A 13208-nucleotide genomic window follows, 5' to 3' on the forward strand; every position below is an offset into this window, starting at 1 on the left:
GGTCAGAAAGTCGCTATCCTTTTCCAAATTGGACAAGTGGCACAACTTGGCGATTGGTTGGTGCTTTTGGCAATTCAACTTGGAGAGGCAGCATTACATTTGATACACCGCCAAAATTTCTAACTCCGGACGAATTTCACCACCGAGTGGAAAACCCCGTAGTAGTATGGGAACGTAACAAACAACTGACAACTATTATTGAGAACACAATCTCTACTTGGCCTTATCCTGATTATCAATGGATTGAAGACCGATTTTGGGTGTGGATACATTACGCTGCGCTGAAAATTGGTAGAGGTGAATTGTTTGAAGCCTTTGATTTTCTTGGATTCCTAAGAATGATGGTACTGGGACCTTTGCTTCACATCAAAAATGGCAACCAACCCCTCGGAGTACGGAAAGTAGAAACGAAATTGGCAACCGAAGACGTTGAAGCACTTACAAAAACAGCAGCCCAATTGAATGCAATTGCTTTAATTACGGCATTGTGGAAAGCAATTGAACTCTATGAAGATTTGCGAATGCATCTTTTTGATTCAACTATTGAGCAAAAAACCGAAGCTGCAAAGGCCGTAAAAGCCTATTTAAAAGAAATTGAAGCAAAAGCAGTATCCTGAAAGTAAATCAATTTAAAAACTCATGCCTTTCCTCCGCATCTGCACTCCCGGCGGCGTAGTTACGCCCGACGAACTCCAACAATTAGCGGTTTTGTCGCGGCAATGGGCATTGGGTAAAATGGAAGTGGGCTTCCGTCAGGACCTGCTGTTGCCTTGCACGGAGGCCCAAATTCGGGCACTCCGACAACAACTCGAAAAACAGGGATTTCAGGTAGAAGACGCAACACCTTTGCATCCTAATATTGTACCGTCGGTGGTGGCGCAAAATATTTTTCCCCAGTTATCGTGGTTGCGTTCCGGCGATTACTTGGATATTCTGGATGCGTTTGATTTCCAACCTCGTTTTAAAGTCAATCTCATTGACCCCACTCAGGAACTTATCCGACCACTGACCGGCGAACTGAATTTTATTGCTTCTTCTACGCCTTCCTCCTGGTATTTGGCAGTCAACCTTCCTGATTTAGGCAGCACGCACGTATGGCCCAAACTGCTTGATGGAGAGCAAATTGCGCTTTGGGTCAAACACATTGAAGCCTATTGGTTTGATCAAATGACATTCTTTAAGGATGTTACGAACTCAACTCCAACTTTTGATGAATTGTACGAAGCCGTGACGGCAAAGTTTGCGGGACGTACCCGACTTATCCAAAAAGAACTCAAACTCACCCCCAAACCTTACCCGCATCACGAAGGAATCTACCGCTATGAAGACCGCTATTGGATTGGTTTGTACCAACGCGACAATGAATTTGAAGCATCCTTTCTTGAAGCTCTTTGTCAGCTTTGCATTGACACCAAAATTGGGCGCCTGTACCCTAACCCATTCAAAACGTTCATAATAAGAGACATTCCAAAGGAAACCATTTACCGGTGGGAAAAACTGCTCGGTATGTGGGAAATTCATTCCCACTATTCTTCACTCGGCTTCTCCCTGTTTGGCAGGAAAACGATTAGCGAAGAATTGCTCAAATTTAGAAAACATAAAATAGCCAAAGCGTGAGTACTGATTTTCAGGCTTTTGGAGGAATAACAATTCTTCAAACCTGCGTTTGATAGCGTGGCGTGCTTGGTCAATGGTAATTATTCTGGCCTCTAAATCCCTCAGTTTCTTCTGAATAGCATCAAATAATTTATTCAAAATCCCTAACCGTTCGACTACCAATTCAGGGCGATGCAGTGCGCCATAAAGGTATAGATTCGTCAGGGACATTAAGTTGACTACTTTTACTCTTTGACATGAGGGTTAATTATGGGACGAGCTATCGAAATGGGGCAGGGGGAGCAACTTATTACGCTCAAACAACAAGGCCAATCGCTGGAGGCCATTGCTCAACAATTGAATTTATCGCTTTCGACTATACGCCAGTTATCAGCTCGCTTTAAGCAACAATGCCACCGCTTCGGCGGTCTGATTAAAAGTCACGTATGCCAACTGTGGACCCCAACAAGCCCTGAGCGAACCACTCCTTCAACGGGCCAGTCTGTGGCTCAAACGCCATCACCCCCGATGGGGTACCCCCCTGATCCGACTCAAACTGTTCAAACGCTATGGTGCCAAACGAACCCCATCGGTGCGAACCCTACAACGATGGTTTGTCGATCAACACCTGACTAAACCCCGCCAACAACTCCAACAGCCCCCTATTGGACAAGCCAAAGCAGTGCATAACATCCGCTCCGGCGGCCCGGTGGCAAGTGGACGCTAAAGAGAACTTGGTCTTGCGCGACGGTAGCCCAGGATGCTATCTGACCATCACCGATGAACGCAGCGGGGCGGGTTTAGCCGCGCTGGTTTTCCCCCCACAGAAGGATTAGCCAGGTACCCCTGGACCAACTCCGCCAGCGATTGATTGACACGTTTGCCCGTTGGGGTAAACCAGGAGCCATGCGGGTCGATAATGGCTTGCCTCTGGGATCACCGACCCGCCAGCTGACGCCTGTTTTGGCTCTGTGGCTGATTGCCGTGGATATAGACATGATTTGGAACAAACCCGCTTGCCCCCAACAGAATGGACGGGTTGAAAAAATGCAGGACACGACTGCCCGTTGGGCCGAAATTCAGCAGGCCAGCAGCCTGAGCAATTTACAAACTCGATTAGATGGGGCCTTAGCTTTGCAATGACAAACGTATCCAGTGGTTCGGTTAGGGGGTAAAACCCGTCTGATGGCTTTTCCGCAGTTAGAAATTAGTCGCCGAGTCTATGCAGCCAGTGATTTCTGTATTGAGCGGGTGTATAGCTTTTTGAGTCCCAAACTTTACACCCGCAAGGTCTCGGCGAGTGGTCAAATCAGCCACTACGGTCGGGTTTATAGTGTGGGTTTAGCCTACAAACAGCACTGGGTTCAACTTCGGCTGACTGGGGAGGGTAGTAACTGGGAAGTACTGGCGGGCCATCAAGTTATCAAACAACTGGATGCCTCCATGCTCACGACCCCGTGTATTCAAAATTTAACCGTCTTTCAAAGCACGAAATGACAAACTTGATGGCGCAGGCCTACTTTAAAACTTTATGTCGTACAGCAATAACGAACACTTTGTTTGAATTTGGGAACGAATAAAAACAGACCCTTTTATTCGTTTTTCAATTTTTCCAATTCTTCCTCTGTCAGCCCTGTTAAACGAATTATGATATCAATGGGAATATTTTCGGCAATGGCATTGCGAGCTATCTCTATTTTTCCCTCAATTTTACCTTCAATTAAGCCTTCTGTTTTCCCTTCGATAAGCCCTATCATTCGGCCTTCTGTTTTCCCTTCGGCAATAGCCGTATCGATGACGTTTTTCAAATCTCTATAATATTTAACACTCGCCTCATAACTATCGCGTTCGGCAGCGGTGAATTTTGCAATTTCGGCGGCTTCAAACAATCGGGCAAAAATCTTCTCTTGCAGTGCTTTAGGGCGATTGTCTAAATAAGGAAGATGTTTTAAAACGTATAGCCATTTGTCATAGGTGGTTTCCAATTCGTCTTCAGTTTTTGTAAAATGAGGCATTTCTAAATAGATAAAAGTCAATTTATCGTAAAATACCCGACAGTTTTGGTCCTTTAGCTTAACTTCATGCCGTACTTCTTTTTCATCGCTATCTTCCTTAAATACAAAATCAAGGATACCAACAGTGTATATCTCTGATAATTTAAAGTCCCAATCTCCTTGTTTAGCTTGTTCCTGTATGGGAAAAGAGGCATAAAAAATACTACGGTCTTTAAAGTAGTTCTGTTTAGCCTTTTGCATTTCCACAATGAAGCGCTCGCCATTTGTACCTATGCAATATAAATCAAATACAGCTTTTCTGTCAACCTTTGAATTGCCGATATGCTCATTTTTAGCATAGGATAAATCGGCAATCTTATGGCGGTTAGGTAGCACTACCTGATTTAAAAAATCAATTAATAAATCTTTATTCAACTCTGTACCAAACAGCTTTTTGAAGCCGAAATCGGTAAAGGGATTTACATACTTTTCTTTCATACTCACGTGGTTATGCAGTTTTGAAACAAATTTACAATTTTGTAAGTAAACGTCACTTTTAAAATTATTAGTAAGCAACCATCCTCCAAACCTATGTATATTTACTCAATAAACAATTCAATTCCGATTTCGTCGTCAACGAAAGGCTGTTCGTCGCTAAGGAGACGGGGAGATGCTTGCGAATTCTAACTTTTATCTTCAACTTTATGTTACATACCAAATTAAACCTTTTTTAAACATGGCATTATTTAACCTGAAAATTAACGGAAAAACGTACAAAGCAGACGTGGACGGCAATACGCCCCTGTTGTGGGTACTGCGCGACCACCTTGACTTAGTAGGCACCAAATATGGCTGTGGAATAGCCATGTGCGGAGCTTGTACAGTACATATCAATGGAGAAGCCACACGCTCCTGCGTACTGCCTGTCTCAACCGTTGCAAATGCCACAATCGCCACGGTCGAGGGTCTTTCTGAAACAGCCGAACACCCTGTGCAACAAGCTTGGGATGAAGTGGATGTTCCGCAATGCGGCTATTGCCAGGCAGGTCAAATGATGACAGCGGCGGCGTTATTATCTAAAAACGCGAATCCTTCTGACAAAGACATTGAAGACGCAATGGTGGGTAACATTTGCCGTTGCGGCACGTACCATCGTATTCACGATGCGGTTAAGTTGGCAGCCGTCAAAATGAAAAAATAGGCGGTTTTAGAAATCTATAATCTTTTGACCTTCAAACATGATTCCCATGATTTATATCGCACTCAAAGCGATAAACAAATCTGAATAAAACCTCCCCCATTGGGGCTGGGGGGCTATATACATTATGAGCAATATTCAATCAAGAAGAGACTTTTTAAAGTCCACTGCTACTGCGGGTGGTGGTTTGGTATTGGGTTTCAGTTGGTTTACTACCGAAGCATTTAAACCCAAAGTACTGGCTAATACCGCAGCGGATGTCATAGATTTTAACGCTTATCTGGCCATTTCTCCGTCAGGAATTGTAACCATTTTCTCACCAAATCCCGAAATTGGACAAGGTATCAAAACAGCCTTTCCGATTGTAGTAGCCGAGGAATTGGATGCCGATTGGGAGAAAGTGAAGGTAGAACAATCACCATTGGATACCAAAAAATTTGAACGCCAACTCACGGGAGGAAGCGGAGCCATTCGTCACTCGTGGGAGCGCTTACGCAAAGCCGGTGCCACTGCCCGCGCCATGCTCGTAGAAGCTGCTGCAAAAAAATGGAGTGTACCCGTAAGCGAATGCACTACAAGCAAAGGATTTGTAATGCACAGCTCGGGTAAAAAGCTGAGTTATGGAGAGTTGGCTACAGCTGCCGCTCAAATCACTCCTCCCAAAGATGTAAAACTGAAAGCCACGAAAGATTTTACATTGATTGGAACCTCAGTTAAAGGGATTGATAACAAAGACATTCTTAGAGGAAAACGTTTGTTTGGCATTGATTACAAAGTGGAAGGAATGCTTCAGGCTACCATTCAGCGTCCTCCTGCATTTGGCCTCAAACTCAAATCTTTTGACGCAACCGAAGCGAAGAAAATGCCCGGCATTACGGATGTTGTATCGTTTGGCAATAAAGTAGCCATTGTAGGCAAAACTACGTGGGAAGTAATGCAGGCACGGAAAGCAGTGAAAATACAGTGGGAGAAAGACAAAGACCTCGAAAGCTCTACCGACCACGACCGTATTTTCAAAGAAATGCTTAACAGCACCACGCCAACCGTACAACGTAAGGACGGAGATGTGGAAGCGGCTTTCAAAAATGCTTACAAAGTAATTGAGGCAGAATACCAATGCCCATTTCTGCCGCACAGCCCGATGGAGCCAATGAATTTCTTTGCGCATTTCAAAGGTGACAGTATCGAAATGGCAGGTCCAAGCCAAACGCCCCAAGCCGCTCAAGGCCAAATTGCGAAAATGTTCAATTTGGCCCCCGAAAAAGTCACAATAGAACTAACCCGTATGGGCGGAGGGTTTGGTCGTCGCCTCAACACCGATTATGCCGTCGAAGCTGCTGAATTATCAAGCATCATCAAAGCTCCTGTAAAAGTAACTTGGTCGCGTGAGGATGATATGACGGGTGGAATCTATCGCCCTGCCGTTCGGTATCGTTTTAAAGCTTCCATCGACAAAGCAGGCAATATGACGGGTTATATGCTGCACGGAGCAAGTATCAATGCCGGCAACTCCACACGTCAGGATAATTTTCCTGCCGGAGCCGTTGAGAATTTATTGATTCAATCCAACGACTATAAATCACCGATTACCACCGGTCCTTGGCGAGCGCCGATTACTAACTTTTTGGCGTATGCCGAGCAGGCTTTTCTGGACGAAGTGGCAATGGCCGGAGGCAAGGACCCTATCCAATTCCGTTTGGAACTGTTGGATAAAGCCCAGCAAAGACCCGTCGGAAAAATCACTTACGAGCCCAATCGTTTCCGTGAGGTTACTAAACTCGTAGCCGAAAAAGCGGGTTGGAACAAAAAGAAAAAAGGCGTATTCCAAGGCTTCAGTGTCTATTTTTCTCACGCCTCTTACGTAGCACAAATTGCCGAAATGGCAGTTGTCAAAGGAAAACCGGTTTTGAAGAAAGTATATGCTGCCGTTGATTGTGGAATTGTTATCAACGAAAGCAGCGCCCGTAACCAAGTTTTCGGCGCTGTTGTGGATGGATTAGGTCACGCCATGTACGGCAATATTACCTTTAAAGAAGGCGCTCCTCAACAGGACAATTTTAACAAATACCGTTTGATTCGCTACAACGAAGTTCCTGAAATAGAAGCCCATTTTGTAAACAACGGTGTAGATCCTACCGGTCTTGGGGAGCCTGCTTTACCCCCAACAGGTGGTGCAATTGCGAACGCAATTTTTAAATCTACCGGCAAGCGACTCTACAATCAGCCATTTTCTGAGCAAGGTGCTACCTTAGGCTAAATGAGGGCAATAGATGATTGTTGTCAAACCAACTTTTCCATCTATTTTTGCAGTGAAATCTGTATTGAGTAGTGGGTATAGAGTATTAAGTTAAAACAGTGACTTTTTACCCAAAATCCACTACTCACTACTCAACACTCAATACTTAATTAGAAATGGCTTCACAGTACGATTTGATAATTATTGGCAGCGGGCCGGGCGGTTACGTAGCCGCCATCCGTGCTTCACAATTAGGATTAAAAACCGCTATTGTAGAAAGAGAAAGCCTCGGCGGAATTTGCTTGAACTGGGGTTGTATTCCCACGAAAGCGTTGTTGAAAAGCGCACAGGTATTTCAGTATATCAATCACGCCAAAGACTACGGCATTACAGTTGGCAGCGCAGAAGCTGATTTTGGAGCAGTCATCAAGCGCAGCCGCGATGTGGCTAACGGAATGAGCAAAGGCGTGAATTTCTTGATGAAGAAAAATAAAATCGACATTATTGAAGGCTCCGGCCGTGTTAAACCGGGCAAAAAAGTAGAAGTCGAAAAAGACGGTAAAAAAACAGAATATACCGCCACCAGTATCATTATTGCTACCGGAGGCCGCGCTCGTCAATTGCCTAACGTACCCATTGACGGCCAGAAAGTTATTGAATACCGAAAGGCTATGTCGTTGGAAAAACAGCCCAAATCATTGCTTGTGATTGGCTCCGGTGCGATTGGCGTTGAGTTTGCGTACGTATATGCCAGCATGGGCACGAAAGTGACGATTGTAGAGTTTATGTCAAACGTGGTTCCTGTTGAAGACGAAGAAGTCTCGAAAGAATTGGCAAAGCAATACAAAAAAATGGGTATCGAAATCTACCTTAATTCAAGTGTAGAGAAAGTAGATACCGGTGGAGCAGGTTGTGTTTCGACGGTTAAAACTCCAACGGGCGAAATTAAAATCGAAACCGACATCGTGCTTTCGGCAGCCGGTGTAGTAGCCAACATCGAAAATGTAGGTCTTGAAGAAACAGGTATTAAAGTCGAAAAAGGCAAAATCGTTACTGACGATTATTACCAAACCAACGTTCCGGGCTATTATGCCATCGGAGACGTGACCAAAGGACAGGCATTGGCACACGTAGCTTCAGCCGAAGGAATTATTTGCGTTGAAAAAATCGCAGGGCTGAAAGTACATGCGCTTAACTACAACAATATTCCAGGCTGTACGTATTGCACCCCTGAGATTGCTTCCGTAGGATATACCGAAAAAGCGGCTAAAGAAGCCGGCTACGAAATTAAAGTAGGTAAATTCCCCTTCTCAGCCTCAGGTAAAGCCAAAGCCGCCGGTGTACCGGAGGGTTTTGTTAAATTGATTTTTGACGCAAAATACGGTGAATGTCTCGGTGCTCACATGATTGGCGCTAACGTAACCGAAATGATTGCTGAAATAGTAGTTGCCCGTAATTTAGAAACTACAGGTCACGAAATCATCAAGTCGGTTCATCCCCACCCTACCATGTCGGAAGCGATTATGGAAGCCGCTGCGGCTGCTTACGGTGAGGTTATTCACCTGTAATTTTTTTAATACTGATTTTAAACCCGTATCGGTTCATTGCCGTTACGGGTTTATTTTTTAAATATACTATTAGATTCCAGCTTGCCAGCACAGGTTTTTATTGGTTAAAATGGGATAAATTTTATTGATTCACCCCATTTTATTACTTTTCGTCACAATAGTCAAACCATTTGTCCGTTTTGGATTGCGTATTTATTTTCCATCTGCCATCTTCGCGTCAAATCTCTATCAATGCCATGATTCGCATTTTCAATCATTCAATACTCCTTATTATTTGCTGCCTTTTATTTTCCTGTTTTTCGGAAGAAAAAAAGGCAGCCGTTACAGAAGGCCCTATTTACACCTTGGTGTTTATGGACAAAACCCAGAGTGTCAATGTAAACAAGGCATTTGTGGCACAGAAATACCAACAAATTTTAAGTGACCTCGTAGAACAAAATATTCGGCAAAAAGGCGATAAATTAGAAGTGTATTTCATTCACGAAAATACCCAAAAAGCGCGTGCATTGTCGCTCACGTGCCGTACCCAAGTGGATGACATCAGCCACATGAACGCTACCGACCGCGAAGCAGCTCAAACGACTGCCGACCTTACCCTCCAGCGTGAACGAATGATATTTTTGCGGCAACTCATGGCAAAATTGGGAGTCCAGAACGTAGGGACTTCACAACGCTATACAGACATTTGGGCAAGTTTGCCGGTGATTAACAAAGCCGCCGAAACGGGTGCAGAAGTAAAAGTATATTATCTGAGCGATATGATTGAAAGCATGAGAGGTGCCAATCGTCGTGATTTTCATACGAATCCGCCGCAAGACAATGCGCAAGCCGACAATTGGGCCAAAACGGATGCCAAATTAATGAAACAATACGCGCTCAACGCGGCAGAAATAAAAATTGCCTTACCTTTTGACCCTACAAGCAGCACTAAAGAAAATAATCCTACAGTGACTCAATATTGGAGTACGCTGTTGCAGGAATTAGGAGCAGGTACGGTAGATGAATTGTAGGAATTAGTTAAATAATTTCCGCCAGCCCCACAACATTACTACCAACAAAACGGCAAAAATCACTAAGACGTACTCAAATTTGAGGTACGAGAATACTACAATGTGGGTTCTGTCCACTATCCACATTATTGCTATAGTTGCAAAAATCATCAGCACCAATCCGCTCAGTTTCTGGAAACCCGGGATATAATCAAACGAAATGACGTTGCGCCGAATGAGCCACAGCGTAAGCAGCATTGAAAAGAAGGGAAGAATCTGGGTATAGATGTTAAAGTCGAAGATACTTCTGCGTTCAAACAGAAACAAATAGGCGTTTAATGCCACTGCAAAAATGCCCGGTATACAGGCTAAATAAATCAAAAAAGCATAGAAATAATTCCAGGGAGGCAGGTGGCCGTCGTTCTTACCTAACCAGCCGGCCAATAAAGCCATGAGCGGTATGACGGCAAAATAAAAAAGCACCCAATCCGGGTGTTCACCTACTCGATCGAAGAATTGTTGTAAGGTCATTGTTTAGGAGTCAGAATAGAGGAGCCGGAAGTGAGAAGGTGAGTATTTAAAACTCACTCCTCACTTCCGGCTCCTCACTACTAATTAAAAATATCCGTAATTCCCCCACCCGCGTTTTTCTGTTCTTGGGTAAGTTTGTAATTAGGATTTGAAACACGATTGGGGTCACTTACTTCAAACTCACCACCCTTGATTTGGTTGGCAAAGCTTTCAAGACGGGCATAAGCGCGTTCATCGTTAGGATTAAAATCTTTAACAATATTGTCCAAATCACGAATATTGGCCTGTGTACTGGCAATATCGCTGGCAATTTGCCCGGAAATTACTTCCAATGCGTAGTCTAACTGCCAGTCTTGGCTCTGACCCAACACTTTACGAGCACGAGTTGTAGCGTTATTGGCGGCAGCCATGGCGCGTGATTCCGTTTTGAGTAAGTTGATACTGGTTGCAAAGTCTTTCAGTTTTTCGTCGAAAGCGTGACCATAGCCGACCAACTTACGGTCTAATTTTGCAAACACATTAGCCCGTGAACCAAAAGTATCCACCAATCTTCTGTACGTTTCAGCCTCCGAAACCGAACGATTACCATCACCAATAGCCGCGTTGAGTTTGCCTTCTAGTTCCACAAAATCGTCCGTTTCACGGGCAGCATCACCGCCTTTTTCCAACATTTTATCCAATTTTACTTTCAGAACTTTCGCTTCTTCCTGGCAGTAAACTACCTTTTGACCGGCATCTTTTGCTAATTTCTCAGCTTTAATCGCCTCTTGTTTCATCTGAATTTTACAGGCGTTGATTTCGGCTTTCACTGTTTCAAATTCCTGACGAGAGTCTTTCATTTTACCCAATTGGTCATCCAATTCGGCAAACGGATCCACTTTTATCAAAAACTTGTGTAATCCGCGAATAATGCGACGAAACAACTTGAAAATGAACGGCGCTAACATCACGCCGAAAATGACCGTTCCAACTACGACTAATGCCGCTAACGCTTTGGTGAATGCCGCTACAATAATGGGCAACACAAACATAAAGAAGCCATAGACAATCCCCAAGATGAGAATGAGTCCCACAAACCAGGCAATGGATTTCTCTCCTTTTTTCCAATTGGCCATGTTTTCGGGTAATACTTTTAATTTATTTTCACCGCCATCTAAATGTTTCAGAATCGGCAAATCACTAAGTTTAGTTAATGCTTGGTTATTTTCCATGAGAAAAGTGATTGGTTATATTTTTTCAAAAATACTTATTTGAGTTGAAAATCCCCTTTGTACAAATCATATACAGTCGTATTTATCCAATAAGCATCACGAGTGAAATAAAACGTTTTGCGTTCAGGGTTGCCAATTTCTTTGACGGCTTGTAACACCAGCGAAATTCCTGCCAAACACGCATCCCGATTATACACTTTTTTGGTCGCTTTATCGTGGTCTCTTATCATCAATTCTTTCAATTTGGCATCTTTGATGTTATCAAATTTACGAGTTTCAAACTCCGCCCATCCATCAGCCGACTGAAGCATGTTGTAAAAGCTGAGCAAATCGTCGTATTTGAACTCAATGATTTCTTCCTGCACTTTTTCGGGGACCAACCACGTAATAAACTGATAGGACGCACCTCCAGTAGTATAAATTATGTTTCGAGTTGCCGAGCGAATTTCCGGGTTATCATTGAGCGACGACCGAATCAAGGGGGCAATGGAATCCTCTACCATCCCTTTAAGGTCTTTAGCATAAGCTTCAAAATTGCTTGTCCGTTTCAGCACTCTTTCCGATAAACGTCTCGCTCCGTATTCAATGTTATAGGATTTGAAGGTGTAACGTTCGCGTCCATCGGCTCCAATGTACTTTTGCAGAATTCCACCCTTGGTATTACCGCCACCCACATCTACCAAAATAGCGGAGTCAAAATCTTCCCGTGCCAAGCCTGCTCGTGCACCATAAGTCGCCTCAGTTTTAGCGGGCATATTCGTGTTTACGTGCATTGCAATGTTTTTAAAAGCAAGGGCATCCAAATCAGCAATATTAGGAGCGATATTAACGCCTGAGGAAGCATAAATTACAAAATCCTTGTTGGTTAACTTATAGACCGTTTTGGCGTCTTCCATCATTTCCTGCACAAACGCAATGGCTTCCTGGATATCAGCCGGACGAAGTTTCCCCCCATTGGTTTCCATTCCCTTCACCAAACCTACCGTTTCCTGACGGTCATAGACCAGTTTGTAACGCAGTTTATTATTTTGAAAATAAAATCCAATTATAGACATCTTTACCCCCTGTGAACCAATGTCAAACCCGCCCCGATAACCCACGTATTTGGGGGCTTGAGCAAATGTGCCTACCGCTGCAAGTAGAAAAGCAATTAGAAGTAATAGCCCTTTATTAAAATGATTTTTCATAGATTTTTAACGATTACCAGATTCATGAAAACAAGGTACTTACCCGTTTAAATATCCACCTCTACGTCTTCGTTATTCTTTGTTTTCTTCTTTGGTTTTGCCGGGGCGGTCTCGTTTTTCTTTGCCGTTATTTTCTTCACTATTGGCTTCATTTTTTTATTGGCAGTGGCTTTTTTCTCTGGTTCAACTACCTTAGCAGGAGCTTCATCCACCGCTACATCTTCTACTTTTGGTTTTTCTTCTTTGGCCGGTTCTTTTACATCTGAGGCTTGCGCATCGGTATTGACAGAAGTATTAGCACCTTCCGATACTGCAATAGTGTCCGTCGATGGAGTGGCTGTTACCGTTTTTTCTTTGTCACTATTGTAAATATACCATGCTGAGCCACCTAAAATACCAAGTACAACTAAGAAAATTAAAACTTTTGAAAAGGTAGTCAGTTGTGACCAGAAGCCGCGTTCTTGTTGAGGTTCCATGTTGGTTAATGATTGTTAATGATGGTTGATTGATTTGTTAGGTTGTAAAACGCAAATTTAGACTTAAATACTTGAAGTACATTACGCAAAAGCGAGCAATTATTATTCGGCAATTTATACTATATATTTTTGATAATCACCTTACTGCGCTTTGGATGAGGCATATTTTTGTGTTTTGACAGTTCAAAAGTATATGGTCGTCAGATGATGCTTTCAAACATT

General features: G+C 43.5%; 14 protein-coding genes and 1 pseudogene. 9 read left to right on the top strand and 6 right to left on the bottom strand.

The features are described from left to right. Window positions 1–617: pseudogene (locus Q0081_RS28605) on the top strand (hypothetical protein); the annotation flags it as partial. A gap of 22 nt (window positions 618–639) precedes the next feature. Next, window positions 640–1617 carry a hypothetical protein gene (locus Q0081_RS28610; RefSeq protein WP_298361552.1) on the top strand — a complete coding sequence of 326 codons (978 nt, stop codon included), beginning with the start codon at window positions 640–642 and terminating at the stop codon, window positions 1615–1617. On the opposite strand, the gene Q0081_RS28615 is transcribed toward Q0081_RS28610, so the two are convergent. Further along, window positions 1534–1827: a hypothetical protein gene (locus tag Q0081_RS28615; protein ID WP_298361554.1), complete on the bottom strand. Its 294-nt coding sequence runs from the start codon at window positions 1825–1827 to the stop codon at window positions 1534–1536. The genes Q0081_RS28610 and Q0081_RS28615 overlap by 84 nt on opposite strands. Window positions 1828–2188: 361 nt before the next feature. Between Q0081_RS28615 and Q0081_RS28620 the strand changes: the two genes are divergently transcribed. From Q0081_RS28620 to Q0081_RS28630, 3 genes are all read left to right on the top strand, one after another. Beyond that, window positions 2189–2323, top strand: coding sequence for a hypothetical protein (locus tag Q0081_RS28620; protein WP_298361556.1), 135 nt, complete (start codon window positions 2189–2191; stop codon window positions 2321–2323). Between the two features lie 140 nt (window positions 2324–2463). Next, window positions 2464–2739, top strand: coding sequence for a hypothetical protein (locus Q0081_RS28625; RefSeq protein ID WP_298361558.1), 276 nt, complete (start codon window positions 2464–2466; stop codon window positions 2737–2739). Window positions 2740–2781: 42 nt separating this feature from the next. Further along, complete coding sequence (locus tag Q0081_RS28630; RefSeq protein ID WP_298361560.1) at window positions 2782–3093, top strand: hypothetical protein; 312 nt, start codon at window positions 2782–2784, stop codon at window positions 3091–3093. A 95-nt stretch (window positions 3094–3188) separates the two neighbouring features. Here the strand turns inward: Q0081_RS28630 and Q0081_RS28635 are convergent, their stop codons facing one another. Beyond that, window positions 3189–4088: an Rpn family recombination-promoting nuclease/putative transposase gene (locus tag Q0081_RS28635; RefSeq protein ID WP_310586541.1), complete on the bottom strand. Its 900-nt coding sequence runs from the start codon at window positions 4086–4088 to the stop codon at window positions 3189–3191. Between the two features lie 238 nt (window positions 4089–4326). Between Q0081_RS28635 and Q0081_RS28640 the strand changes: the two genes are divergently transcribed. From Q0081_RS28640 to Q0081_RS28655, 4 genes are all read left to right on the top strand, one after another. After that, window positions 4327–4791 (top strand): (2Fe-2S)-binding protein, encoded by a 465-nt coding sequence (locus Q0081_RS28640; RefSeq protein WP_298361564.1) that lies wholly within the window; start codon window positions 4327–4329, stop codon window positions 4789–4791. 124 nt (window positions 4792–4915) lie between these two features. Further along, entirely contained in the window at window positions 4916–7045 is a 2130-nt protein-coding gene (locus Q0081_RS28645) for a xanthine dehydrogenase family protein molybdopterin-binding subunit (RefSeq protein WP_298361566.1), read from the top strand. A gap of 155 nt (window positions 7046–7200) precedes the next feature. Beyond that, window positions 7201–8592 carry a dihydrolipoyl dehydrogenase gene (gene lpdA / locus Q0081_RS28650; RefSeq protein WP_298361568.1) on the top strand — a complete coding sequence of 464 codons (1392 nt, stop codon included), beginning with the start codon at window positions 7201–7203 and terminating at the stop codon, window positions 8590–8592. 236 nt (window positions 8593–8828) lie between these two features. Next, window positions 8829–9602 carry a hypothetical protein gene (locus Q0081_RS28655; RefSeq protein ID WP_298361570.1) on the top strand — a complete coding sequence of 258 codons (774 nt, stop codon included), beginning with the start codon at window positions 8829–8831 and terminating at the stop codon, window positions 9600–9602. Between the two features lie 3 nt (window positions 9603–9605). Here Q0081_RS28655 and Q0081_RS28660 read toward each other — a convergent pair whose 3' ends face one another. The 4 genes from Q0081_RS28660 to Q0081_RS28675 form a co-directional block, all read right to left on the bottom strand. Continuing rightward, on the bottom strand, window positions 9606–10112 hold the full coding sequence (locus Q0081_RS28660; RefSeq protein ID WP_298361572.1) for a hypothetical protein: 507 nt from the start codon (window positions 10110–10112) through the stop codon (window positions 9606–9608). A gap of 80 nt (window positions 10113–10192) precedes the next feature. After that, on the bottom strand, window positions 10193–11323 hold the full coding sequence (locus Q0081_RS28665; protein WP_298361574.1) for a hypothetical protein: 1131 nt from the start codon (window positions 11321–11323) through the stop codon (window positions 10193–10195). Window positions 11324–11358: 35 nt separating this feature from the next. Beyond that, a complete protein-coding gene (locus Q0081_RS28670) occupies window positions 11359–12510 on the bottom strand; it encodes a hypothetical protein (protein WP_298361576.1) in 1152 nt (383 codons plus the stop codon). A 47-nt stretch (window positions 12511–12557) separates the two neighbouring features. Further along, the gene (locus Q0081_RS28675) at window positions 12558–12986 is read right to left on the bottom strand and encodes a hypothetical protein (protein ID WP_298361578.1); all 429 of its coding nucleotides are present in this window, start codon (window positions 12984–12986) and stop codon (window positions 12558–12560) included. Between the last annotated feature and the right edge of the window lie 222 nt (window positions 12987–13208).

It is taken from the genome of Runella sp. (assembly GCF_027484545.1).
Lineage (GTDB): Bacteria > Bacteroidota > Bacteroidia > Cytophagales > Spirosomataceae > Runella.

Coding starts and splice junctions, on each gene's coding strand:
- lpdA (WP_298361568.1), top strand. CDS start 7,201: ATGGCTTCACAGTACGATTTGATAATTATTGGCAGCGGGCCGGGCGGT.
- Q0081_RS28630 (WP_298361560.1), top strand. CDS start 2,782: ATGGCTTTTCCGCAGTTAGAAATTAGTCGCCGAGTCTATGCAGCCAGT.
- Q0081_RS28665 (WP_298361574.1), bottom strand. CDS start 11,323: ATGGAAAATAACCAAGCATTAACTAAACTTAGTGATTTGCCGATTCTG.
- Q0081_RS28655 (WP_298361570.1), top strand. CDS start 8,829: ATGATTCGCATTTTCAATCATTCAATACTCCTTATTATTTGCTGCCTT.
- Q0081_RS28635 (WP_310586541.1), bottom strand. CDS start 4,088: ATGAAAGAAAAGTATGTAAATCCCTTTACCGATTTCGGCTTCAAAAAG.
- Q0081_RS28670 (WP_298361576.1), bottom strand. CDS start 12,510: ATGAAAAATCATTTTAATAAAGGGCTATTACTTCTAATTGCTTTTCTA.
- Q0081_RS28640 (WP_298361564.1), top strand. CDS start 4,327: ATGGCATTATTTAACCTGAAAATTAACGGAAAAACGTACAAAGCAGAC.
- Q0081_RS28645 (WP_298361566.1), top strand. CDS start 4,916: ATGAGCAATATTCAATCAAGAAGAGACTTTTTAAAGTCCACTGCTACT.
- Q0081_RS28610 (WP_298361552.1), top strand. CDS start 640: ATGCCTTTCCTCCGCATCTGCACTCCCGGCGGCGTAGTTACGCCCGAC.
- Q0081_RS28675 (WP_298361578.1), bottom strand. CDS start 12,986: ATGGAACCTCAACAAGAACGCGGCTTCTGGTCACAACTGACTACCTTT.
- Q0081_RS28615 (WP_298361554.1), bottom strand. CDS start 1,827: ATGTCCCTGACGAATCTATACCTTTATGGCGCACTGCATCGCCCTGAA.
- Q0081_RS28660 (WP_298361572.1), bottom strand. CDS start 10,112: ATGACCTTACAACAATTCTTCGATCGAGTAGGTGAACACCCGGATTGG.